The sequence below is a fragment of the Polaribacter sp. Z014 genome (assembly GCF_023555435.1).
GTDB lineage: Bacteria > Bacteroidota > Bacteroidia > Flavobacteriales > Flavobacteriaceae > Polaribacter.
The window spans coordinates 27,409-51,732 of record NZ_JALCZP010000006.1; the positions used below are offsets into that span (position 1 = coordinate 27,409).

Here is a 24,324-nt window from a genome sequence, read left to right on the forward strand (position 1 = left end):
ATTGAGTAAGCTTTTAAGGCTTATTACAATTCTAATAATCCGTTTGTTTTAGAAACACCTTCTGCAGATTTTTGCATGTGAGCTTTTTCAGCATCAGTTAAGCTAATCTCTACAATGCTTTCAATTCCGTTTTTACCTAAAACAACAGGTACACCAATACAAAGGTCATTTAAACCATATTCACCTTCTAATAAAGTAGAACAAGGGAAAACTTTCTTTTGGTCGCAAGCAATTGCTTGTACTAAAGCGCTTACTGCAGCACCTGGAGCATACCAAGCAGAAGTACCTAATAAACCAGTTAATGTTGCACCACCAACTTTAGTGTCTTGCATAACTTGTTCTAATCTTTCTTCAGAAATAAATTCTGAAACAGGAACAGAGTTACGAGTAGCTAAACGAGTTAAAGGAACCATACCTACATCAGAGTGACCACCAATTACCATACCATCAACATCAGAAATAGGTGCTCCTAAAGCTTCTGCTAATCTGTATTTAAAACGAGCTGAGTCTAATGCACCACCCATTCCAATAATTCTGTTTTTAGGTAATCCTGTAGTTTTATGAACTAAATAAGTCATAGTATCCATAGGATTAGAAACCACAATAATAATTGTGTTTGGAGAGTGTTCTATTAAATTAGATGAAACTGTTTTTACAATTCCTGCGTTTATTCCAATTAATTCTTCACGAGTCATTCCTGGCTTACGTGGAATACCAGAGGTAATTACACAAACATCAGAATTTGCTGTTTTAGAATAATCATTTGTACTTCCAGAGATTTTGGTATCAAAACCATTTAAAGAAGCTGTTTGCATTAAGTCCATTGCTTTTCCTTCTGCAAAACCTTCTTTAATGTCTAAGATAACAACTTCTGAAGCGAAGTCTTTAATTGCGATGTATTCTGCACAACTTGCACCTACTGCACCTGCTCCTACTACGGTAACTTTCATATTTATTATTTTTAGATTTATAATCAATTTTAACTCTAACAAAAGTACGAAATTTACTTAAGTTTTAATTGCTAAAAAAGCAAAAAGACACCTTAATAAGGTGTCTTTTTACGAAATGGATTTCGAACTATTTTATCTGAAGCTAAATGCAATACCTGCAGAAACAGCATTGTATTCTTGTAATGTATAATCTGCAAATATTTTAAAGAAACCTAAGCTTATTCTTGCTCCTACAGTAGTTTTAAAACCTCCTGCAGTAAATTTTAAATTAGGTGTTGTCAAAGGTTCTCCATTGTAAGTGTAGCTACCATTCATTTTAAAGTCGCTATTTCCAGAACCGTATCCAAAACCACCATAAACGTTTATGAAAGGAAAGTTTAAAGAAGCTAAAGCTTGTACATTAAATGCTTTTAAATCAAATTCTGCAGATCCGTTTTCTACATCGAAACCGGAGTTGTTAGCGTCGTTTTCAAAACCGTAATTTACGTTTAAGGTAGTATAAGAAGCTAATAAAGAAACATGTAAAGGTAATTTGTCTAAAGGGCCAAACCAACTAGTAATTTCTTTTTTTAATCCTAAACCAAGCATTTTAGCACTTCCTCCATCGTCTCCGAAATCTGTATCTGGGAAAAAACGAACCATTGCTTCTAATTTGTAAGGTAAACCTACGTTTAATTGTAATGTTGGTGCAGGTACAGCGTTTATTGGTAAATCTTCTGTAATTCCTCCTGGCATTTCTATTTCAATAGTGTTTCCGTCTTTCTGTATCGTATACGTATTACCATCTCCTTCTCCCATAATAGTTGGTCCTTCGTATGAGCCTCCGTTATGAGTAAGTCCAGTAACCTTAAAAATTTCTTTTGATGATGGTACTAGTGCTCCACTTGCTCCAATGGTTATATCGAAACCAAATTTTTTGTGCACTTCCGCTGTATGCGCCCATCCGTTATTCATGGCATAAATAAAACCTTCCATTGCTGGGGTAAAATAGCCTTCTAGAAGTAATTTTGAATCGTTTTCTCCTCCTTGAATAATTTCTTCAAAACCGCTTTGAGCTTTTGCGTTAAATGTTAAGGCGAATACGCCGATAAAAATTAAAATACTCTTTTTCATGGTAATGGGGATTTAGTTGGTAATTGGTTAAATGTTTGTTAATTTTTTTGCTAAAATAGATAAATAAATCAATAATAAAAGTTTAGAGTCATTATATTGGTTGTAAGAAGTCAAATTTCACTATATCTAGGTATTGATTTTTTTTAGTTTGATGAGGAATTTATAAGCATAATTTTAAAAAGACTTAGGTCTGCAATGCTAAAAAGATATAAGGTTTTATAAACTCATTTTATTTTATTCAGAATTTTAATCGACTCAAAATAAATTCTATGTAAAGAAATAAGGTAATTTAATTTTAGAATGTTGTGAAAATAGATTGAATTATTTTTAATGAAAAGTAATCGGAAAAGTAACGATTTATTGACTTGTAAAATGGTTAAATCAGTATTGCGTGGTTAACTACAGTATTTGATGATTATAGTGGGGCTTGTGGCGAACTTTATCAAAAAAAATACACATTCCTATTACTAGAAATGTGTATCATATAAATTTATTTAGATAAAAATACTATACGTCTATGTTAGCGTATTTAGCGTTTCTTTCTATAAAGTCTCTACGTGGTGGTACATCGTCTCCCATCAACATAGAGAAAACTCTATCTGCTTCTGCAGGACTGTCTATAATCACTTTTCTAAGAGTTCTAAATTCAGGATTCATGGTAGTATCCCATAGTTGTTCTGCGTTCATCTCTCCAAGACCTTTATAACGTTGGATTGCTGCAGATCCACCCATTTTTTGAACGATTAAATCACGTTGATTGTCATCCCAAGCATATTCTCTTTTTTGTCCTTTTTTAACTAAGTATAAAGGAGGTGTTGCAATATAAATATAACCTTGCTCTACCATCTCTCTCATATATCTAAAAAAGAAGGTTAATATTAAGGTAGCAATATGCGATCCATCTACATCGGCATCACACATAATAACTACTTTATGATAACGAATTTTAGAAAGGTTTAAAGCTCTTGGGTCTTCTTCTGTACCAATAGAAACACCTAAGGCAGTAAACATGTTTTTGATCTCTTCGTTTTCAAAAACTTTATGTTGCATTGCTTTTTCCACGTTCAAAATCTTTCCACGTAGTGGTAAAATTGCTTGAAAGTTTCTATCTCTACCTTGTTTAGCTGTTCCACCTGCAGAATCTCCCTCAACTAAGAAAATTTCACATTGTTCTGGGTCTGTTTCTGAACAGTCAGATAATTTACCAGGTAAACCACCAATAGACATTACTGTTTTACGCTGTACCATTTCTCTGGCTTTACGTGCAGCGTGTCTTGCGGTTGCAGCTAATATTACTTTCTGAACAATTGTTTTAGCATCATTTGGGTTTTCTTCTAAATAATCAGTTAACATTTCTGAAACTGCTTGCGAAACTGCAGCAGAAACTTCTCTGTTCCCTAATTTTGTTTTTGTTTGCCCTTCAAATTGTGGTTCTGCCACTTTTACAGAAACGATTGCCGTTAATCCTTCACGGAAATCATCACCAGCAATATCAAATTTTACATTTTTTAATAAACCAGATTCATCAGCATACTTTTTTAAAGTTCCTGTTAATCCACGTCTAAAACCAGATAAATGCGTTCCTCCTTCGTGTGTATTAATGTTGTTTACATAAGAATGTAAGTTCTCTGCATACGAAGTATTATATACCATGGCAACTTCAACAGGAATTCCGTTTTTCTCGCCTTCCATAGAAATTACTTGCGATGTTAATTGTTCGCGAGTAGAATCTAAATATTTAATAAATTCTGGTAAACCTTCATCAGAATGAAAAATTTCAGAAATAAAGTTTCCTTCATCATCTGTTTCACGTTTGTCTGTTAAAGTAATGGTAATCCCTTTATTTAAAAACGCTAACTCGCGCATACGAGTTGCAAGTGTTTCGTAGTTAAATATTGTAGTTTGTTTAAAGATAGATTTGTCTGGTAAAAAAGTAACAATTGTACCTGTAAAATCAGTTTCTCCAATGGTTTTAACTGGGTATAATGCTTTACCTTGAGAGTACTCTTGTCTCCAAACTTTACCATCTTTATGCACTGTTGCTACTAAAAGGTCAGAAAGTGCGTTTACACAAGAAACACCAACACCGTGTAAACCACCAGAAACTTTATAAGAATCTTTATCGAATTTACCACCAGCACCAATTTTTGTCATTACTACTTGTAATGCAGAAACGCCTTCTTTTTCGTGCATTCCAACCGGAATTCCACGTCCGTTATCTTTGGTTGTAACAGAATTGTCTTCGTTTATGGTAACATCAATTGTATCACAATAACCACCCATTGCTTCATCAATAGAGTTATCTACAACTTCGTATACTAAATGGTGTAAACCACGTACACCAACATCTCCAATATACATGGAAGGACGCATTCTTACATGCTCCATTCCTTCCAGTGCCTGAATACTGGAAGCATCATATTCTTTTTTAATTTCTTCGCTCATTATATAAAAGTAAATTAATGTTTTTTAGATTGATGAAATTCAGCTTTGAAAAGCGAAATTCACAATCTCAAATTTACAATTAATAAAGCGCTTTTAAAAGCTTTTTAGTGATTTTAGTCTAAAATTATCAACATTTATTAATTTCATAAAAGTGCTTTAAATCGCTTAAAAATGATGTTAAATTTAATTTTGATGTTTTTTGTTTTAATGTCAAATTTAGAAAATTTTAAAATCGCTTAAAACTTTTGTTTTAAAACTATAAAATAGCAGACATTCTTCGTTTGAAGGAATATTAGTACGATATTAAGGTGTTGTTAATATGAGTAAGTTAAGTTTATGATTCTTGGTTTAAAGTAGCTTATTTCACTGTTAAATTGATTAATAATTTATAAATCAGTAATTAATGTAAAAGTGTTTTTTTGGTTAAGGCAAACAATATTAATATTCTGAAACCTTGGTGTTATTGTTTTGTAAACTATCTATATAGAATAGGTTCTAATGATTAAAAAAGTAACCATTGTATGATTTTAAGTTAACAAATGTCTCGTAGTACTAAGATAAATTTGTGTTCTAATTTAATTTTAAACTCAAATAGATGCAATTTAAATTTTTACTTACATTTTTAACACTTTTTAGTCTAATTAGTACAAACGCACAAAATACAGGCGTGTTAAAAGGAACTATTACTACAGAGCAAGGAGAACCAATAATGGGAGCTAATGTTCATATAAAAAAAATAGCAAAAGGAACAACTTCAAATGAAAATGGTGCGTTTTTATTGAATAAGATTGCAAAAGATAGTTATTTGGTAGAAGTATCTTATTTAGGTTACAATACAATCGTCAAAAAAGTAGTAATTAATAAGGTAGAAACAATATTTAATGTTGTTTTAAAAGAAAGTGCTTATCAGTTAGAAGGTGTTGTGGTAACATCTCAAAAAAGAGAACAAAAAAATAAAGATGTGCCTATTGCAATCACCTCTTATGGAACAGATTTTTTAGAAAACCAAGGTACTTTTGAATATGATGCTTTGTCGGAATATGTACCAGGTTTTCAAGTGCAAATTCAAAGTGTAAATAACCCAGGAATTGTAGTTAGAGGAATTACAAGTGATAGTGGTGATTCTAGAGTAGAACCAAGGGTCTCTATTTTTCAAGACGGAGTTTCAATTAGTAAATCTAGAGGTTCTGTTGTAGAATTATATGATATAGAACGTGTAGAGGTTTTAAAAGGACCACAAGGTACGTTGTTTGGTAGAGGAGCTCAAATTGGGGCAATGCATATTATTCAGAATAAAGCAAAAAATGAAACTTCTGGTGCTGTTAAATTAGGGTATGGTAATTTTAATCAATTTTTAGCAACAGGACATTTTAATGCTCCCTTAGTTGAAGATAAATTGTTTTTTAGAGCTGCTGCTATATATAATAAAAGAGATGGATATATAGAAAACCTTTCTGGTGGAGATTTAAACGGAAAAGAAACAGTTGCTTTTAGAACCTCATTTAGATATTTATTAAATGATGATACCTCTTTAGATGTAATTGCAAACTGGCAACAAGATACGCCTCCGGGAACTTCTTTTAAAAGTGGAACTTATGCACCTTTAGGTGGAGATACAAACCCAAATACTTTTACAGATTTAGAAAGGGGAGAAGAATTAGGTTTAGACAGAACTGTTTGGGGTGTTACTGCAATTTTAAAACATGAATTAAATGATGTTTGTAATGTAACTTCTACAACAGCTTACAGAAAATTTAATTCTGATGAAGCTTTTGATGCAGACGGAACTGCGGCTCCTGCTTTATTTTTCCATGAGATATCAGAAGGAAAGCAATTCAGTCAAGAAGTTAGATTTAATTTTGATACTGATGCTGAATTTAGAGGATTTTTTGGAGGAAACTTCTTTTATGAAAAAGGTTCTCAAAGAGTGCCTTGGGAATATAATGAGCAAAGTGTAGCAATGTTATTCTTAAATCCTGCTTTTTTGGTTTCAAACGGATTTCCAATTTTGGCGTCAAATTTACCAGATGATCCAGCTACTTTTGGACCTCTTGCGGGTGCTACTTTAAAATCTTTTAATACTGAATCCAATAAAAATTTTGGAGAAAACTATTCGGGAGATATTTTTGCTGATGCTTCTTATGATTTCACAGATAAATTATCTGTTACTTTAGGATTAAGAGCTACTTGGGAAAACATTAATGCGGGGTATCAAGTAACGGATTCAGAAAATCCTTCTGTTTTAGGTCGTTTATTAGGGAATTATCCTAATGTGTTATTTACGACTACAAACGGAGGAAAAATAGAAGCGAGCGAAAACTTTTTATCAGCAGTTGGTCGTTTTGCCGTAAATTATGATGTGAATGAGGCAATTACATTATTTGGTACCGCTTCTAGAGGGAGAAGACCAAATGTTATTAATGTAACGGCAACAGAAACAAATGTATTATCAGATGAAACTGTTTGGTCTTATGAGGTAGGTGCAAAATCATTGTTTTTAAATAATAAATTACAATTTGATATAAATGCATATATGTATGAGTATTCAAATTTTCAAACAACTATTTCTAAATTTGAAGATGGGGTACTTACGTCAACGCCAGAAGATAGTGGAAGTGCAAGTTCTTTTGGTTTTGAAACGGCTATGCAGTATGCGTTTTCAAAAACATCAAGCTTTTTTGCAAACTATAGTTATATAGACGCTTCTTTTGATGACGAAGACTCTAATGGAAATGCACAAGCTTTAGCAGGAAATACATTTAGATTAACACCTAAGAATTCTTTTTCTGCAGGATTTAATATCAATATAGATGCTACTAAAAACTTACGTTACTTTTTTAGACCCACTTATACGTATAAATCTAAAGTATTTTTTGAAGAGACTAATTTGCCAGATATTTCTCAAGACGGTTATGGTATCTTAAATTTTAAAACAGGTCTTGTAATCAACAAAGATTATGAACTTACCTTTTTTATGAATAATGCTTTAAATAAAGAATTTATTGTTGATGCAGGTAATACTGGTGGTGCTTTTGGTATTCCGACTTTTATTGCAGGTGCGCCAAGATTTTTTGGAGTACAAGTAAAAGCGAACTTTTAAGAACGCTTATAATTTAATAGAAAAGCTATCTTAATTTATTTTAACAAATATTTTTGATAGCTTTTTTAAAAACACAATTTATCATGCAAAAAACATTTTTAACTTCGCTTTTATTAATCGCCTTTAATTTTGCAGTTTTAGGTCAAGAAGTAAAAACGATAATGACCATTGAAAGTATTGTAAAAAAGAAAGAGGATAGTAATAAAAACATCAAACCCAATAATGATGCTAGAATTATTTGGGCAAATAATTATAAAAATAAACAATCTAATATAGCGTTTGTGTATTTGCATGGTTTTGGCGCAAGTAGTAGGGAAGGAGAACCAATAATGAGTATGCTTTCTAAAAAATACAATGCCAATGTTTACTTATCTCGTTTAAAAGAACACGGCATACAGAGAGACGATAGTTTTAAGAAACTAACTCCAGAAAATTACATAGAAACAGCAAAAGAAGCATTATCAATTGGTAAAATAATTGGTAGGAAAGTAATTTTAGTAAGTACGTCTACTGGCGGAACTTTAAGTCTAAAATTAGCATCAGAAGATACTTCTATTTTAGGTTTAGTAATGTATTCTCCGTTTGTAGGACTTATAAATCCTGCTTTTGCGGCCATTACTACTCCAGAAGGTAAAGCCGGATTTATCAAAATGAACGGTAGTGAAATTACAAAACAAATAAGACCCGAAGAAGAAGCGAAGTATTGGTCTACTTCGTATCATGTTAATGGTTATGAGGCTTTAATAAAAATGTTACTAGATAACATGAAACCAGCAACTTTTGCTAAAGTTAAGATTCCTGTATTTGTTGGGTATTATTATAAGAATGACAAAGAACAAGATCAAGTGGTTTCTGTTGCTGCAATTTTAAAAATGTATGATGGTTTAGGAACTCCTGCGGATAAAAAAACAAAAGTTGCTTTTCCAGAAGCAGGAAACCATGTAATTGCGTGCGATTTAAGATCTAAAGATTGGCAAGGTGTTTATAATGAAACGGTAACTTTTATTGATGAGGTGATTTTAGGGAAAGAACAAAAGTTCTATTTTGATTTACAAGGTCATCGTGGAGCAAGAGGTTTATCACCAGAAAATACAATTCAGGCTTTTGAAAAGGCATTAGAATTAGGTGTAAATACGTTGGAATTAGATGTGGTTATTAGTAAAGATCATAAAGTGGTTGTTTCTCATGAGCCTTGGTTAAATGAAAATGTTACTTTAGATGCTAAAGGAAATCGTATTACAAAAGAAGAAGCTTCTGCATTTAATATGTATAAGAATAAATACAAAAAAATTAAAAGTTATGATGTTGGTTCTATCGGAAATCCAAAATTCTTAGAGCAGAAAAAAGAGAAGGCTTACAAACCATTGTTGTCTGAGGTGATTGCTTTTGCCGAAGCTAAAAATGAGGAGATTCGTTATAATATCGAAATTAAAAGTACGCCTGATGATGAAAAAAGAGAATTTCAACCTGCTGTAGCTGAATTTTCTGATCTTGTTATAGCGGAATTGATAAAAGCAAAAATTCCTAAAAATAAAATAACGGTTCAAAGTTTTGATCCTCGTATCCTAGAATATATTCATAAGAAATACCCTGAGTTTATATTGGCGTTTTTAACGTATCAAAATGATTTTGAAACGAATATGAAAATGTTAAGTTTTGTGCCTGAGATTTACAGTCCGTATTTTGTTTTATTAAATAAAGATGAAATAAAAACGATTCACAATAATAAGATGAAAGTAATTCCTTGGACTGTAAATAAAAAAGAGGATATGGTAAATCTACTAAAAATGAGTGTTGATGGAATTATTACCGATTACCCCAATATTGCAATTCCTTTAAGAAAATAAGTTTATTTTAATAAAAACTGTAAAATCCCCCAATTTTATCGTGATGTTTATTTGAAGCTTACTATTTAATTAGTAAGTTTCTTGTAAATATGCTTTAATCTATTGCTATATCAATAAATAAATATCAATATTTTATAAATTATGTAAAGGCTGTATAAAATCTTAAAAAAGAAGAATGTATACAGTTTTTTCTATTTATATTTGTCATCAGTATAACAAAAATGACAAACAATAATAACAATCGTAATTTCAATAATCCTAATTGTTAGGATGGGAAGGTTGTTGTTTAGAAATATATAAATAAAGCCTTCCAAATTTTGGAAGGCTTTTTTTTTGAATCTAAAAATTAAAAACATGAGCAAAATAATGACGGTAGACATTTTGTCTAGCATTAAAGGAGCAAAACCATCGGAATCGGTGAATCAGTTATTTGAAGTAATTAAAAAGGCAAATACATCAAATTCTACTTTTAATACCAATCATAATAATGCGGTGTCTTTAGATGATTTAAGAGAAGATGTGGTTATTGATAGTCCGCAAGCGGAAAAACAAATCATTATCGAAAACTTCCCGAAAGAGAAAAACGGATTTTTAGTAGTTTCTAAAGTGATAGAAGAATAATTATGGAATCGCAAATACGTAAAATTCATCAGCAATTGGTGAACAAAGAAATTTCGTGTACAAAATTGGTGCAAGAAAGATTAGATTTATTAAAATCGAACACCCACAATACCGTCAATTCACTTTTAGATACGTTAGCGTTAGAATTGGCTGCAAAAGTAGATGCTAAAATAGCAGACGGACAAGAAATTGGTTTGTTGGAGGGAATTCCATTCGGAATTAAAGATGTGTACATGGTACAAGGAACTTTAACAACGGCAAGTTCAGATTTATTAAAAAAATACAAATCGCCATATACAGCAACTGCCATTCAGAAATTATTTGATGCAGGTGCCATTCCTTTAGTAAAAGAAAATTGTGATTCTTTTGGACATGGTTCTTCTTCTGAAAACACCATTTTCGGAGCTGTTAAAAATGCGATTAATACAGAGTTGGTTTCTGGAGGATCAAGTGGAGGTTCTGCAGTAAATGTAGCCAAAGACTTTACGGTATTTTCAATTGGTGGAGACACAGGAGGTTCTGTTCGTCAACCAGCAGGTTACAATAAAATATACGGATTAAAACCAACCTACGGAAGAATTTCTAGATTTGGATTAATGGCATACGCGTCGTCTACAGATTGTGTTGGTCCGATTGCAAAATCTATCGAAGATATTAGAATTGTTTTAAATGTAATGAGTGGTAAAGATATTAAAGATCTAACTACGTATCCATCAGAAGCAATATCCGAAGAAACTATTTTAAATGCTGATGGAATTAAAACTGTTGGGTATTTTAAAAATTTCATTGAAAATGATGCAATTGATGCGCAAGTAAAAGCAGATTTTTTATCAGCCATCAAAAAAATAAAAGCCAAAGGAATTGAAGTTAAAGAATTAGATTTCTTTGAATCTGATACCTTAGTTTCTACATACTATACATTGGCAATGGCAGAAACAGCATCGAATCTTTCTAGGTTAGATGGTACCAATTACGGAAATAGAATAGAAGGCGATACTTTAAAAGATACGTATTCTATTACACGATCAGAAAATTTCTCTGAAGAATCTAAACGTAGAATAGTTGGTGGGAATCAAGTATTATCGCAAGGTTTTTCTGATGAAATCTATTTAAAAGGATTGAATTTAAGAGATCAAATTGTAACTAATTTCGAAAAAGATTTTAAAGTGGTAGATATTATTTTATCACCAGTAACCCCTAATTCGCCACCAAAAATCGGTGATAGTTTAAATGATCCGTTGGCAATGTATTTGTCGGATGCGTATACGGTTGGTTTTAGTTTAGGGCAATTACCAACATTAACAGTGCCACAAGGAACGGAAACAGGATTACAAATTACGGCAGCAAAAAATAATGACGAACTTGTTTTGAAGTTTGCTAACTTCTTAAAAGATACGATATAATGGAACTGGAACAATTAAATGAGCTTATTAAAAAGCACGACTTAGAGTTAGTAATCGGTATTGAAACACACGTTCGATTAAATACAAAAACAAAGTTATTCTGTTCTTGTGCAAATCAAGAAATAGAAAAACCAAATCAGAATATATGTTCGGTTTGTACTGGGCAAATGGGCGTTTTACCATCGATAAATAAAGAAGCAATTACCAAAGCTATTTATTTTGGAAAAGCGGTAAAATCTACTTTTTCTAATGAAGTTATTTCTTGGGATCGTAAACATTACGAATATCCAGATAACCCAAAGAATATTCAAATTACACAGTTTCACAATCCTGTAATTCCAGACGGACAAGTTTCTTGTTATAGAAATGATGGTTCGCAATTTACAGTGAGTTTAACGCAAGTTCATATTGAGGAAGATGCTGCAAAATTGATGCACGAAAAGAAAATTTCTTTAGTCGATTTTAACAAAGCAGGTGTTCCGTTAATAGAAATTGTTACCGATCCTTGTATTCGTAATATTGAAGATGCTTCTACGTATGCGCAATACATTCAAAGAATTGTTCAGAATTTAAAAATCTCTGAAGCAAATCTTGAAAAAGGTGAGTTTAAATCGGATGTTTCTGTATCACTTAGAAAAAAGCGTACGTATGATTTAAACCCAAGAACAGAAATCAAAAACTTAAATTCTTTTAAGTTTATGGTAGATGCGTTAAAGGAAGAAGTTGAAAAGCAATTAAATTATTACGTAGAAAATAAAGCGTTTAGACCAGACCAAACTACGGTTTTATGGGATGCTGATTTAAAGCAAACCAAAACCATGCGTAAAAAGGAATTTGAAGCAGATTATCGTTTCATATCTGAGCCAGATTTACCTTTTGTCAACATTAAAAAAGTAGTAGAAAGTATTGATGTAGATATTAGTTCTTTGCCTTTTGCCGTAGAATCTATTTTGATAAATGGTGGCGTTTTACCACAGGATGCAAAGTTTTTTACAGCAGATTCTTTACGTTCTGCAGTATTTGTAGCTATCAATAATAAAATTAACGATGCTTCTTTTGTAGCCAAAACATTGGTGAATAATATTGGTGCAGATGAGTATGAAAATATTCATGATGTAGCCCAATTAACAGAAATTTTCCAATTATTTAAAGATGATAAAATTACGTCTGTTTTAGTACAAAACGGAATTACATCATATTTAAAAGATAGAAATTTCGATTACAATAAGTATTTTGAAGACAATACTATTTCTGAAGATAAAATTAAAGATGCCGTTAAAAAAGTAATTGCAGAAAACGATGCCATTGCAAACGATATTAAAGCAGGAAATCAAGGGAAAGCTGGTATTCTTGTTGGTAAAGTAATTGGTATTATTGGTAAAGGAGCTTCAGGGAAAGTTATCCGTGAGGAGATATTAGATGCACTTAGCAATTCGCCTTTAGCGGTTAGCGAAGAGCCAATAGCTAATAGCCAACAACAGCAAATAGCCAATAGCGAAAAGCCAAAAACGGAAGAAGAATTACCTAAAGTTCCTATAATAATCAAGGAAAACTACAGAACGCATAAAATTTCTCAGTTATCAGAAGAAACAATTAATGAAGAAGTTACTTTGTCTGGTTGGGTTTCTAGTGTGCGTGATCATGGAGAGTTGATTTTTATCGATTTAAGAGATTCTAGCAATCAAGTTTTTCAAGTACGTTTAAGTAGAGAAACTTTTCCTAATTTAGATGAACTTGTGAAGTTGAAATCAGAATCTGTTATTTCTGTAACCGGAGTAGTGGTTCAGAGAAATGAAGATGATTATAACGCAGGTTTAAGAACCGGAAAAATAGAATTAGAAACATCTGTATTAGAAATTTTAAACCTATCTAAAACCTTGCCTTTTGAGATAAAAAGAGCAATGAAAACGAATGAAACTACTCGTTTTCAATACAAGTTTTTAGATCATAGAAATGATGAGGTTCGTAAAGCAATTGTAAATAGACATAAAGTAATTAAGTTACTTCGTGATATTTTAGATGAAGAAGAGTTTTTAGAAATTGAAACTCCAATTTTAACTGCAGGTACAGACGAAGGAGCAAGAGAATTTATTGTTCCTACTAGAAAGCAAGCAGGTTCTTTTTACACATTACCACAAGCACCACAACAATTTAAGCAAATGTTAATGGTTGGTGGATTTGAAAAATATTTTCAGATAGCACGTTGTTTTAGAGATGAAGATTCTCGTGGAGACAGACAACCAGAATTTACACAATTAGATATTGAAATGGCGTACGCAAGTATGCAGCAAATCATCGATTTAAACACCAAAATGTTTAATGAAATTGTGAAGAAAATTTATGGTAAAAAATGGACTTTACGTCCGTTTGAAGTAATTACGTATAAAGAAGCGATGGATAAATATGGTTGTGATAGACCAGATTTACGTTATGGATTGCAAATGCAAGATATTACAGATATTGTAAAAGACACAACATTCCAAGTTTTTAGCAAACCAATTGAAGACGGCGGAATTGTAAAATGTATTAAAGTTTCTGCAGCAGAGCAAGGAAACAAACGTATGTCTAAAGGACAAATTGAAAACTTAACTGCCATTGCACAGCAAAATGGTTTAGGAGGTTTGGCATATATTATTGTAAATGAAAATGATTTACAATCGCCAATTATTAAGTTTTTAGGTGAAGAAATTGCTGCTAATATTATTAAAGCAACAGATGCACAAGTTGGTGATATTGTATTTTTCTCAGCAGCAGATTATGCAACTGCAAACAAAGCGTTAGATGCTGTTCGTCAAGAAATGGGGCGTATTTTAAAGTTGATCAATCCGAAAGAATTAAGACCAGCTTGGGTAGTTGATTTCCCGATGTTTGAAAAAACAGACGAAGGAAGATGGACATTTACACACAATCCTTTTTCTATGCCAGCTATCTACGATTTAGAAAAACACATGACTGGAGAAGGAGAGGAGATAGGAACTATCATCGCACAACAATACGATTTAATCTTAAACGGTTATGAGATTGGTGGAGGTTCTGTTCGTGCTCACAAAGCAGAAATTTTAGAAGCAACCTATAAAAACATGGGTTACAATAAAGAAGAAATGATGAAAAGTGTTGGAACCATGTACAAAGCTTTCCAATACGGAGCGCCACCTCACGGAGGAATTGCTTGGGGAGTAGATCGTTTAATGATGATTTTAGAAAAGAAAGCGTCTATTAGAGAAGTAATGGCTTTTCCAAAGACAGGATCTTCTGAAGATTTATTATTTAATGCGCCTTCTATTTTAAGTGATAAGAAAGTGGAGGAAATGAATGTAAAGATTATGAGGAAATAGGTTTCTAATAATTCTTAAAAATATAAAAATCTCGCGAAAGCGAGATTTTTTTTGGTTTATTCTAATTAGAAAATGCAAGAGAAACAAATGAAAAAAAACATTATTGAAACCGATTCTTTTTTAGTTTTATTCTTTGCCAAAAATTAGCTATAATTATTTTGTTCTTTTAATTTTAGGTGGACTTTGTCGAGTATCAAAAACATCACTAATTTCAATCTGATTTTCTTTACTATTTATCCAATAAATTAACTTGTAGTTTTTGTAAATTAAATATCTAAATTCTTCTTTTCGGTTTTTTAGTAATTCCTCAATTTGCCCTATTTCTGGTTGATTTTTTAAAGTAAGAGTTTCGTTATATATTCCTTTTACAAGTTTTTTAGAAATTACGATTCCAGCTTTTTCTCGATAATATTTATAAATTATTTCAAGTTCATTTTTAGCAAATTCAGTCCAAAATATGTTTAATTCCATTCTTCAATTTGGGCTTTCAATTCACTAGAACTTATTAATCTTCCGTTTTCTGAGTCGTTCATAGATTGGTCGATTCGTGAATTAAATTCCTCAATGGACATAGGTTTAAAATCCTCTTGTCCAGCTTTTAGATTCTCTTTTTTTAGTATTTTTTCAAAAAGAGAAATAACTTCCTCACTTTGTAGTTTAAGAAATTCTTGTACAAATTCTATTTTTCGAGCTTCTAAATTCATTTTATTGGACTTTTATCAAAGATACAAAATTTTCAATTTAGTTCGTATTTTTATTGATTTCACAGATTTTACAGCTGTCTTACTCAATAAAAAATAGATTCGTTTGAAGATTTATTATTTAATGCGCCTTCTATTTTGAGTGATAAGAAAGTTGAGGAGATGAATGTTAGGATTATGAGGAAGTAACAGAGTTATCTTACAAGGTTTCAAAAACCTTGCAAGTTTACTTTCAAAACAATTTCCAAATAAAATCAATCTAAACATTGCCTATTTTAAAAATCTATCTTACTTTTGTTTCACAATGAAAAATAATACAATAAATACAGGTTGGTGGAACTCTCTTAATAATTAAGTGAGAAGAAACCTATATGTATAAAATATATTAAAAAAGGCTTATCTCACGATAAGCCTTTTTTTTATGATGATTTTTTAGTCATTTAAAGAAAAAAATAAAGAAATGTCCGCTTGAGTGCAGTTAAGAGGATAAGTAAAAGTCTCGACTGCGCTCGACCAGACAAAAAGTAAAATGAAAAAATTACAATTTAAGACAATTCATAAAACAAAAATGGCTGATACAGTTACTCCCGTAGGGCTGTATTTACGTTTTAGAGATAAATTTGCCAATACCTTATTGTTAGAAGGTTCAGATTATCACAGTAAAGAAGAAAGCTTTTCTTTTATTGCTGTAGAACCTATTGTTACTATGAAAGTAGATGATTATCAGTTTACAGTTTCACATAAAGGAACGCAAATAGATACACAACCTATCAATAAAAACTTTTATGATTTATATTATAAATTTAAGGATGCGATAGATTTAGATTGTCCTGCCGAGTTAAAACCCTATAACGGATTATATGGGTATACAACCTTTGATTCTGTTCAGTATTTCGAGAATATAAAATTCACAAACCCAAAAGCACCTTCTGTAATCCCAGAAATGCAATACAGTTTTTATCGTTTTATTATTGTTATCAATCATTTTAATGATGAAATGACGCTGATAGAAAACATAGAAGAAGGTACAGAATCTCGCATAGATGAAGTTGAAACGATTATTGATGCACAAGCATTCAATACACAAAAATTCGAAATTGTAGGAGAAGAAACATCAAATACAACAGGAGAAGAATTTAAAGAATATGTAAGAAAAGCAAAATCTCATTGTAAAAGAGGAGACGTTTTTCAATTGGTTTTATCTCGCCAATTTCAACAAAAATTTAAAGGAGACGAGTTTAATGTATATAGAGCATTGCGTTCTATCAATCCGTCACCATATTTGTTTTATTTCGATTACGGGTCTTTCAAATTAATGGGTTCTTCACCAGAAGCGCAAATTAAAATATCCGCAGGTAAAGCGACGATCAATCCAATTGCAGGTACGTTTAGACGAACAGGTGATATGGCAGAAGATATCAAATTAGGTAAAAAATTATCCGCAGATAAAAAGGAAACTGCAGAACACGTAATGTTGGTAGATTTAGCACGTAACGATTTAAGCAAACATGCCGATAAAGTTACCGTTGAGGTGTTTAAAGAAGTACAATATTTTAGCCACGTAATTCATTTGGTTTCTACCGTTAGAGGAGAAATTAAAGGAAACCCAATTGAAATTGTTGGAGACACTTTTCCTGCCGGAACATTAAGTGGAGCGCCAAAATACAAGGCAATGCAGTTAATCGATAAATACGAAAACCAAACACGCGGATTTTACGGTGGAGCAGTCGGAATTATCGGTCTAGACAACTCTGTAAATTTGGCCATTGCCATTCGTTCGTTTGTAAGTAAGAACAACGTTTTATATTCGCAAGCCGGAGCAGGAATTGTAATTCATTCCGACGAAGAAAAAGAATTACAAGAAGTAAATAATAAGTTAGCAGCGTTAAAAAAAGCGTTGATTTTAGCAGAGAATATTTAAAAATAGCTTTTTGCTGTTAGCGGTTAGCTATTTGCTAATTGCCAAAAGCTAAAAGCCAAAAGCTTTATATAATGAAAATATTAATTTTAGATAATTACGATTCTTTTACCTACAATTTGGTTCATTTAGTAGAAAAAATTACAGGAGAATTTCCTGCAGTTTTTAGAAACGATGAAATCAGTATTGCAGATGTAGGAAACTACGATATGATTATGTTATCGCCAGGACCAGGAATTCCGGATGAAGCAGGCATCTTAAAAGAAGTAATTAGAACCTATGCAGGCATAAAACCAATATTCGGAGTGTGTTTGGGCTTACAAGCCATTACAGAAGTTTTTGGAGGAACCATCATCAATTTAGAAGATGTTTTTCACGGAGTAGCCACAGAAATGAAAGTTACAGACAAAAACGCAGTAATATTTAAAGATGTTCCAGAAACATTTTTAGCAGCACGTTACCATTCTTGGGCAGCAACAGACGAAGGTTTTCCAGAAGAAATTCAAGTTACTGCAAGAGATGAAGATGGATTAATTCAAGCAATTGAGCATAAGATTTTTCCAATTTCTGCAGTTCAGTTTCATCCAGAATCTATTTTAACAGATGTTGGTGAGCAGTTGGTTACGAATTTTATAAATAGTGTGAAAAAGTAAATGACAGTTCTCATAATATCCTGCAAGGTTTCAAAAACCTTGTAGGTATAATTGACAAACAGTAATAAACACCAACAAGGTTCTGAAAACCTTGCAGGAACAACAAACAAATGAAACAGATATTAAACAAATTATATAATCACGAAAGATTGTCTAAATCTGAAGCAAAACAAATCTTAAAAGATATTGCTGCAGAGAAATACAATGATGCCCATTTAGCATCATTTATGACTGTTTTTATGATGCGTCCGATAACAGCAGATGAACTTGCTGGTTTTAGAGATGCGTTAATGGAGTTGGCAATAAAAGTAGATTTATCAGATTATAACACCATAGATATTGTTGGTACTGGTGGCGATGGAAAAGATACGTTTAACATATCAACCTTAACTTCTTTTATAGTTGCCGGAACCGGACAAAAAGTAGCAAAACACGGAAATTATTCGGTGTCTTCTCAATCAGGTTCGTCTGATATGTTAGAGAGTTTTGGATACAATTTTACGAATGATGAAACCATTTTAAGAGAACATTTAGAAAAGGCAAATATTTGTTTTTTACATGCTCCAAAGTTTCATCCAGCAATGAAAGCTGTAAGTGGAACAAGAAAAGCATTGGCATTGAAAACGTTCTTTAATATGTTAGGGCCTTTGGTAAACCCAAGTTCACCTAAAAACCACATGTTGGGAACTTTTAATTTGGAAGTTGCACGTTTGTACAATTACATTTTACAAGAAGAAGATATCAATTATGGAATTATTCATGCCTTAGATGGATATGATGAAATTTCGTTAACAAGCGGATTTAAGTTCTTTACAAAGAAAGGTGAACAAATTATAAACCCAGAAGATTTAGGACAGAAAAGAATTCAGCAATCAGAAATATTTGGAGGGAATTCAGTTGCAGATGCTGCTGAAATTTTCAAAACGATTATAGGAGGAAATGGAACAGAAGCTCAGAATAACGTAGTGCTAACTAATGCCGCTTTTGCGTTAACTATTGTAGATGATACCAAGTCTTTCGAAAATGCTTTTGAAGAAGCTAAAGATTCGCTTTTTGGATTGAAAGCGAAACAAACGCTAGAGAAATTAGTTAGTATTTAAAAATAGAAAATGTCATTCCGAAGGAAGTATGACTGAAGGAATCTTTTAGTTAAAAGAACAGATTGTTTCGCTCCTCACAATGACTAAATATATTAAAATAGGTTTCGACTGTGCTCGACCTAATATAAGAAATAAGAAATGACAATACTTGATAAAATAATCGCATTTAAAAAGAAGGAAATTGCTAAGATAAAAGCAGAAGTTCCTGTACAAAATTTAGTAAAAAGTCCAAGTTTTGGAAGAACAACTTTTTCATTAAAAAAATCTTTGTTAGAAGTTGGTTCTACAGGGATTATTGCAGAGTTTAAACGTCAATCTCCATCAAAAGGAATCATTAACGACCAAGCAACTATTGCAGAGGTTACTAATGGGTATTTGGATGCGAATGTTGCTGCACAATCTATTTTAACAGACACTTCTTTCTTTGGAGGAACAATGGCAGATTTAATGGAGGCAAGAGTTATCAATCAACAAAAACCAATTCTTAGAAAAGATTTTATTGTTGATGGATTTCAGATTGTAGAAGCAAAAGCGATTGGAGCCGATGTAGTTTTATTAATAGCTTCTTGCTTAACAGAAACTGAGTTAAAAAACTACGGAAACTTAGCAACAGACCTAGGTTTAGAGGTTTTGTATGAAGTACATACGCAAGAAGATTTAGATAAAATTAACGATTTAGATAATAAGATTATCGGAATTAATAATAGAAACCTAAAGACTTTTGAAGTGGATTTAGAGCACTCAATTAAATTAGCAGGTCAAATTCCGGATACGTGTTTAAAGGTTTCAGAAAGCGGAATTTCTGACCCAAAGATTATTACTGGATTGAAAGAATTTGGTTTTCAAGGTTTCTTAATTGGAGAGAATTTTATGAAAACAGACAATCCAGGAGAAGCTTGTTTAGATTTTATCAATCAAATACGTTAAAAAAAAGAGTAACTGTGTAATTGTTGAATTGTGTAATCGGAGAGAGGAAAGATATTAAGAGTAAGAGCATTTACACAATTACACAATTACACGAATAAACAATTAAACCATTTCAATATGAAATTAAAGGTTTGCGGAATGAAATTTACAGAAAATATCCAACAAGTTGCAGCGTTGCAACCTGATTATTTGGGGTTTATTTTCTATGAAAAATCAAAAAGAAATTTTGAAGGAATTATTCCTGAATTTTCTAATTCGATAAAGAAAACAGGTGTTTTTGTAAATGAATATGTAGAGATTGTTATTTCTTTAGTTGAAGAATATAGATTAGAAGCTATTCAGTTACACGGAGATGAATCTGTTGAGTATGTTATCAATTTAAAAAAGCAATTAGCAGAAAACAGAGCTTTGTTTATTGAAGAAAACAAGACGATAAAAAAGCAAAAAAACAAGCACTACATTTCTAAAAATGAAGTTGAGATTATTAAAGTATTTGGAATTAAAGACGAATTTAATTTTGATGTTTTAAAACCATATTTAGAAGTGGTAGATTTCTTTTTGTTTGATACTAAAGGAAAAGAAAGAGGAGGAAACGGAACCAAATTTGATTGGTCTGTTTTAGAGAAATATCCTTTTGAAAAACCTTTCTTTTTAAGTGGAGGAATCGGTTTAGAAGATGTAGAAGAAGTACAAAAAATATTGAAATCTAATTTACCAATTTACGCTTTAGATGTAAATAGTAAATTTGAGAGTAAACCAGGAGTTAAGAAAATAGAAGAGTTAAAGAAATTTAAGAAAGAAATTTTTGTTTAATTGTGTAAAAGTTGAATTGTGTAAAAAAGCACATCAACAGTTACACGATTAAACAAATAAACAATTACACAATTTAAGATATGAAATCAAAATTTCACCCAGACAAAAATGGTTATTACGGACAATTTGGAGGTGCATTTATCCCAGAATTGTTATACCCGAATGTAAAGGAATTAGAAGATAATTATCTTCAAATTTTAGAATCGGAAGAGTTTCAAGAAGAATACAAAGCCTTATTAAAAGATTACGTTGGACGCCCGAGTCCGTTGTATTTGGCAAAAAGATTATCAGAAAAATATGGTGCTTTTATTTACTTAAAACGAGAAGATTTAAACCATACAGGCGCACATAAAATAAACAATACTATTGGTCAGATTTTAGTTGCTAAGAAATTAGGAAAAACGAAAATTATAGCAGAAACAGGCGCAGGACAACACGGAGTTGCAACGGCTACAGTTTGTGCTTTAATGAACTTAGAATGTACTGTCTTTATGGGAGAAAAAGACATTGAGCGTCAAGCGCCAAATGTTGCACGTATGAAAATGTTAGGCGCAAAAGTGGTACCTGCTTTAAGCGGAAGTAGAACTTTAAAAGATGCTACTAATGAAGCGATTCGTTATTGGATTCAGCATCCAGAAACGTTTTATTTAATTGGTTCTGTAGTTGGGCCGCATCCGTATCCAGATATGGTTGCGCGTTTACAAGCAGTTATTTCAGAAGAAATGAAATGGCAATTAAAAGAGAAAACCGGTAAAGAAAATCCAGATACAATTATAGCTTGTGTTGGTGGGGGTAGTAATGCAGCCGGTGCTTTTTATCATTATATGGATGATGAAGATGTAGAGTTAATTGCAGTTGAAGCTTCTGGTTTAGGAGTAAATTCTGGAGAAAGTGCTGCCACCTCTCAATTAGGTGAAGTAGGAATTATTCATGGTTCTAAAACCATTTTAATGCAAGATGAATACGGTCAAATTATTGAGCCTTATTCTATTTCTGCAGGTTTAGATTATCCTGGAGTTGGACCTTTACACGCCTATCTTTTTGATTCTAAAAGAGCAAAATTCATGGATGCGACAGATAGTGAAGCGTTAGCAGCAGCTTATGAATTAACTAGAATTGAAGGAATTATTCCTGCCTTAGAAAGTGCACATGCTTTGGCGGTTTTACCTAAAATTAAGTTTAAAAAAGACCAAGTTGTGGTGGTGAATTTATCGGGTAGAGGAGATAAAGATTTAGAAACGTATATCAACCATTTAGAAGACTAATTAGAATTAGACCCTTCAGGGTTTTAAAACCTGAAGGGTCTTCATTAATAGAATATTATGAATTCAATTCAAGAATTATTTCAGAAAAAAGATAAAAATTTATTATCTATTTATTTTACTTGTGGATATCCGAAGTTAAACGATACTACAAAAGTGATTTCGGCATTAGAAAAAAGTGGTGTAGATTTTATAGAAGTTGGTTTGCCGTATTCAGATCCTTTAGCAGACGGACCAACGATACAAGATAGTAGCCAAAAAGCATTACAAAACGGTATTAATTTAGATCTTATTTTTGATCAATTAATGACGATTAAAGGCAGTAATAAAACACCTTTGGTATTAATGGGGTATTTAAACCAGATGTTAAAATATGGTGAAGATAAATTTTGTAAGAAAGTAGTAGATTGTGGTATTGATACCGTTATTCTTCCAGATTTACCAATGATTGAGTTTGAAAATCATTATAAAGATTTATTTGAAAAATACGGAATTACAAATGTGTTTTTAATTACTCCGCATACATCCGAAGAAAGAATTAGAAAAATAGATTCTTATTCTAAAGCATTTATTTATGTAGTTGCCTCGGCTTCTATTACGGGAGCAAAAGGAGATATTTCTAACAATCAGGTTGCTTATTTCGAAAGAATAAAAAGCATGAATTTGCAGAGTAAACTAATTATTGGTTTTGGTATTTCTGACAAGCAAACTTTTACTACTGCATGCGAATATGCTAACGGAACAATTATAGGTTCTGCATTTATTAAGAATTTAGGAGCAAACGGAATTGATAAAATTGATGATTTTATACTACCAATTATTTCTTAAATTAAAGCTCATATAAATTTCATTAAAAAAAAAGCGAAACTTATTAAGTTCCGCTTTTTTTTATGTCCTTAAATATTTAGTTTAGTCATTAACACTAATTAAATTGACATCAAAAGCTAAAACAGTATATCCTGGAATAAGAACATTTCCATAAACATCAGTATATCCGTTTTCTCCATATCCTAAAGTATAAGGCACTAACAGAATACCGTCTCCACCTTCTTTAAAATATGGAATTCCTTCTGTCCAACCTGCAATTACTTGATTTAAATTAAATGTTGCTCCAGATACAGTACTTTCATCAAAAGGAGTTCCGTTTAAAAAAGTTCCTTTATAAGCAACTGTTACATTGGAAGAGTCTGTTGGTCTTGTACCTGTTCCTTCATTATTTATTACATAATACAAGCCAGAATTGGTTTTTGTTGCAGTTAAATTATTGTCTTCAATATATTTTAAAATAGCAGCTTCATTTTGTTCGTCATAATCTGTGTATGCAGCATTAATTTTTATGTCAAAAATTAATACAGCACCTGCAGGAATTGAACCAGACCCACTTTCGCCATAAGCTAATTGGTAAGGAAGTATTAAAGTTCCATCTCCACCTTCTCTAAAAAGTTGAAGGCCTTCTATAAAACCAGGAATTACTTTTGTTAAATTAAACACAGCACCTTCATATTCGTCAAAAACTGTTCCGTCTAAATAATATCCTTTATAGTCAACATCTACTATAGAGCTTTCTGAAGGATACTCTCCTGTACCTTCATTATTAATAATATAGTAAAGTCCTGTATCAGTTTTTGTTGCAGTTAAATTGTTGTCTTCAAGATATTTTAAAATATCAGCTTCTGTTTCTGGGTTGAAACTATCTTCTTTATTACAAGAAGTAAAAAGAATTAGTGATAAAAACAAATATAAATATGATTTCATGGTACGTTTTTTTAAGTTTTAGGCGAATATAAAAGAAATCCAAATCATTATATAATTTAAAAATAGAAACTATTCATTATTTTATTTATATTAAGAATCTAAAACAATATAATTATGAAATTACCAAAAAGAGCAGGAAATGCATCTATTGCAGTTGAATTAGAAGAAGGGAAAAATTATGCATGGTGTAGTTGTGGTTTGTCGGAAAACCAACCATTATGTGATGGAAAACATAAAGGCACAGGCATGAGTCCGAATGTTTTTAAAGCTGATAAAACAGAAAGCAGAAATTTATGTGCTTGTAAAGAAACTAAAAATGCACCTTTTTGTGATGGTTCTCATAGATCATAAATTGTTATTCTTAAGAAATAGTAATTAATT

19 protein-coding genes and 1 pseudogene are annotated in these 24,324 nt (G+C 31.7%); 13 read left to right on the top strand and 7 right to left on the bottom strand.

Annotated features, from left to right (window positions below; translation table 11 throughout):
- Nucleotides 1-23 precede the first annotated feature (23 nt).
- The 3 genes from mdh to gyrB form a co-directional block, all read right to left on the bottom strand.
- Nucleotides 24-950, bottom strand: a complete 927-nt coding sequence (gene mdh / locus MPF19_RS09355) for a malate dehydrogenase (protein ID WP_249987957.1) — start codon at nucleotides 948-950, stop codon at nucleotides 24-26.
- A gap of 132 nt (nucleotides 951-1,082) precedes the next feature.
- A complete protein-coding gene (locus MPF19_RS09360) occupies nucleotides 1,083-2,063 on the bottom strand; it encodes a DUF6588 family protein (protein WP_249987959.1) in 981 nt (326 codons plus the stop codon).
- A gap of 507 nt (nucleotides 2,064-2,570) precedes the next feature.
- A complete protein-coding gene (gyrB, locus tag MPF19_RS09365; RefSeq protein ID WP_249987960.1) occupies nucleotides 2,571-4,508 on the bottom strand; it encodes a DNA topoisomerase (ATP-hydrolyzing) subunit B in 1,938 nt (645 codons plus the stop codon).
- Nucleotides 4,509-5,103: 595 nt separating this feature from the next.
- Between gyrB and MPF19_RS09370 the strand changes: the two genes are divergently transcribed.
- From MPF19_RS09370 to gatB/aspS, 5 genes are all read left to right on the top strand, one after another.
- Nucleotides 5,104-7,608, top strand: coding sequence for a TonB-dependent receptor (locus MPF19_RS09370; protein ID WP_249987962.1), 2,505 nt, complete (start codon nucleotides 5,104-5,106; stop codon nucleotides 7,606-7,608).
- 83 nt (nucleotides 7,609-7,691) lie between these two features.
- Nucleotides 7,692-9,455 (top strand): glycerophosphodiester phosphodiesterase family protein, encoded by a 1,764-nt coding sequence (locus tag MPF19_RS09375; RefSeq protein WP_249987963.1) that lies wholly within the window; start codon nucleotides 7,692-7,694, stop codon nucleotides 9,453-9,455.
- Between the two features lie 354 nt (nucleotides 9,456-9,809).
- Entirely contained in the window at nucleotides 9,810-10,076 is a 267-nt protein-coding gene (locus tag MPF19_RS09380; RefSeq protein ID WP_166386651.1) for a hypothetical protein, read from the top strand.
- A 2-nt stretch (nucleotides 10,077-10,078) separates the two neighbouring features.
- A complete protein-coding gene (locus MPF19_RS09385) occupies nucleotides 10,079-11,479 on the top strand; it encodes an amidase family protein (protein WP_249987965.1) in 1,401 nt (466 codons plus the stop codon).
- Nucleotides 11,479-14,814: a bifunctional amidotransferase subunit GatB/aspartate--tRNA ligase AspS gene (gene gatB/aspS, locus MPF19_RS09390; protein ID WP_249987967.1), complete on the top strand. Its 3,336-nt coding sequence runs from the start codon at nucleotides 11,479-11,481 to the stop codon at nucleotides 14,812-14,814. Before MPF19_RS09385 ends, gatB/aspS begins: the two co-directional genes overlap by 1 nt.
- A 153-nt stretch (nucleotides 14,815-14,967) precedes the next feature.
- Here the strand turns inward: gatB/aspS and MPF19_RS09395 are convergent, their stop codons facing one another.
- Both MPF19_RS09395 and MPF19_RS09400 read right to left on the bottom strand, forming a co-directional pair.
- Nucleotides 14,968-15,285, bottom strand: a complete 318-nt coding sequence (locus MPF19_RS09395) for a type II toxin-antitoxin system RelE/ParE family toxin (RefSeq protein WP_249987968.1) — start codon at nucleotides 15,283-15,285, stop codon at nucleotides 14,968-14,970.
- Nucleotides 15,276-15,518, bottom strand: coding sequence for a hypothetical protein (locus tag MPF19_RS09400; RefSeq protein WP_203391970.1), 243 nt, complete (start codon nucleotides 15,516-15,518; stop codon nucleotides 15,276-15,278). The genes MPF19_RS09395 and MPF19_RS09400 overlap by 10 nt, the downstream gene beginning before the upstream one ends.
- Before the next feature lie 526 nt (nucleotides 15,519-16,044).
- Here MPF19_RS09400 and MPF19_RS09405 point away from each other — a divergent pair.
- The 7 genes from MPF19_RS09405 (at nucleotide 16,045) to trpA (ending at nucleotide 23,016) form a co-directional block, all read left to right on the top strand.
- On the top strand, nucleotides 16,045-17,436 hold the full coding sequence (locus MPF19_RS09405; protein ID WP_249987970.1) for an anthranilate synthase component I family protein: 1,392 nt from the start codon (nucleotides 16,045-16,047) through the stop codon (nucleotides 17,434-17,436).
- Nucleotides 17,437-17,507: 71 nt separating this feature from the next.
- Nucleotides 17,508-18,086, top strand: coding sequence for an anthranilate synthase component II (locus MPF19_RS09410; protein ID WP_249987972.1), 579 nt, complete (start codon nucleotides 17,508-17,510; stop codon nucleotides 18,084-18,086).
- A gap of 110 nt (nucleotides 18,087-18,196) precedes the next feature.
- Entirely contained in the window at nucleotides 18,197-19,186 is a 990-nt protein-coding gene (trpD, locus tag MPF19_RS09415; RefSeq protein ID WP_249987974.1) for an anthranilate phosphoribosyltransferase, read from the top strand.
- A gap of 138 nt (nucleotides 19,187-19,324) precedes the next feature.
- Nucleotides 19,325-20,113, top strand: coding sequence for an indole-3-glycerol phosphate synthase TrpC (gene trpC, locus MPF19_RS09420; RefSeq protein WP_249987975.1), 789 nt, complete (start codon nucleotides 19,325-19,327; stop codon nucleotides 20,111-20,113).
- Nucleotides 20,114-20,230: 117 nt separating this feature from the next.
- Nucleotides 20,231-20,926 (top strand): phosphoribosylanthranilate isomerase, encoded by a 696-nt coding sequence (locus MPF19_RS09425; protein WP_249987977.1) that lies wholly within the window; start codon nucleotides 20,231-20,233, stop codon nucleotides 20,924-20,926.
- 80 nt (nucleotides 20,927-21,006) lie between these two features.
- Entirely contained in the window at nucleotides 21,007-22,191 is a 1,185-nt protein-coding gene (gene trpB / locus MPF19_RS09430) for a tryptophan synthase subunit beta (RefSeq protein ID WP_249987979.1), read from the top strand.
- 57 nt (nucleotides 22,192-22,248) lie between these two features.
- Nucleotides 22,249-23,016, top strand: coding sequence for a tryptophan synthase subunit alpha (gene trpA, locus MPF19_RS09435; protein WP_249987981.1), 768 nt, complete (start codon nucleotides 22,249-22,251; stop codon nucleotides 23,014-23,016).
- Nucleotides 23,017-23,097: 81 nt separating this feature from the next.
- On the opposite strand, the gene MPF19_RS19495 is transcribed toward trpA, so the two are convergent.
- Together MPF19_RS19495 and MPF19_RS19500 are read right to left on the bottom strand one after the other, a co-directional pair.
- Nucleotides 23,098-23,535 (bottom strand): FKBP-type peptidyl-prolyl cis-trans isomerase, encoded by a 438-nt coding sequence (locus MPF19_RS19495; protein WP_249988132.1) that lies wholly within the window; start codon nucleotides 23,533-23,535, stop codon nucleotides 23,098-23,100.
- A pseudogene (locus MPF19_RS19500) lies at nucleotides 23,530-23,943 on the bottom strand (FKBP-type peptidyl-prolyl cis-trans isomerase); the annotation flags it as partial. The pseudogene MPF19_RS19500 and the gene MPF19_RS19495, both read right to left, overlap by 6 nt.
- Before the next feature lie 114 nt (nucleotides 23,944-24,057).
- Between MPF19_RS19500 and MPF19_RS09450 the strand changes: the two are divergent.
- Nucleotides 24,058-24,294 (top strand): CDGSH iron-sulfur domain-containing protein, encoded by a 237-nt coding sequence (locus MPF19_RS09450; protein ID WP_203391980.1) that lies wholly within the window; start codon nucleotides 24,058-24,060, stop codon nucleotides 24,292-24,294.
- The last annotated feature ends 30 nt before the right edge of the window (nucleotides 24,295-24,324 follow it).

Coding starts and splice junctions, on each gene's coding strand:
- MPF19_RS09370 (WP_249987962.1), top strand. CDS start 5,104: ATGCAATTTAAATTTTTACTTACATTTTTAACACTTTTTAGTCTAATT.
- trpC (WP_249987975.1), top strand. CDS start 19,325: ATGACAATACTTGATAAAATAATCGCATTTAAAAAGAAGGAAATTGCT.
- MPF19_RS09395 (WP_249987968.1), bottom strand. CDS start 15,285: ATGGAATTAAACATATTTTGGACTGAATTTGCTAAAAATGAACTTGAA.
- trpD (WP_249987974.1), top strand. CDS start 18,197: ATGAAACAGATATTAAACAAATTATATAATCACGAAAGATTGTCTAAA.
- MPF19_RS09360 (WP_249987959.1), bottom strand. CDS start 2,063: ATGAAAAAGAGTATTTTAATTTTTATCGGCGTATTCGCCTTAACATTT.
- MPF19_RS09385 (WP_249987965.1), top strand. CDS start 10,079: ATGGAATCGCAAATACGTAAAATTCATCAGCAATTGGTGAACAAAGAA.
- MPF19_RS09380 (WP_166386651.1), top strand. CDS start 9,810: ATGAGCAAAATAATGACGGTAGACATTTTGTCTAGCATTAAAGGAGCA.
- MPF19_RS09375 (WP_249987963.1), top strand. CDS start 7,692: ATGCAAAAAACATTTTTAACTTCGCTTTTATTAATCGCCTTTAATTTT.
- MPF19_RS09405 (WP_249987970.1), top strand. CDS start 16,045: ATGAAAAAATTACAATTTAAGACAATTCATAAAACAAAAATGGCTGAT.
- trpA (WP_249987981.1), top strand. CDS start 22,249: ATGAATTCAATTCAAGAATTATTTCAGAAAAAAGATAAAAATTTATTA.
- gatB/aspS (WP_249987967.1), top strand. CDS start 11,479: ATGGAACTGGAACAATTAAATGAGCTTATTAAAAAGCACGACTTAGAG.
- MPF19_RS09425 (WP_249987977.1), top strand. CDS start 20,231: ATGAAATTAAAGGTTTGCGGAATGAAATTTACAGAAAATATCCAACAA.
- trpB (WP_249987979.1), top strand. CDS start 21,007: ATGAAATCAAAATTTCACCCAGACAAAAATGGTTATTACGGACAATTT.
- MPF19_RS09450 (WP_203391980.1), top strand. CDS start 24,058: ATGAAATTACCAAAAAGAGCAGGAAATGCATCTATTGCAGTTGAATTA.
- mdh (WP_249987957.1), bottom strand. CDS start 950: ATGAAAGTTACCGTAGTAGGAGCAGGTGCAGTAGGTGCAAGTTGTGCA.
- MPF19_RS09400 (WP_203391970.1), bottom strand. CDS start 15,518: ATGAATTTAGAAGCTCGAAAAATAGAATTTGTACAAGAATTTCTTAAA.
- gyrB (WP_249987960.1), bottom strand. CDS start 4,508: ATGAGCGAAGAAATTAAAAAAGAATATGATGCTTCCAGTATTCAGGCA.
- MPF19_RS09410 (WP_249987972.1), top strand. CDS start 17,508: ATGAAAATATTAATTTTAGATAATTACGATTCTTTTACCTACAATTTG.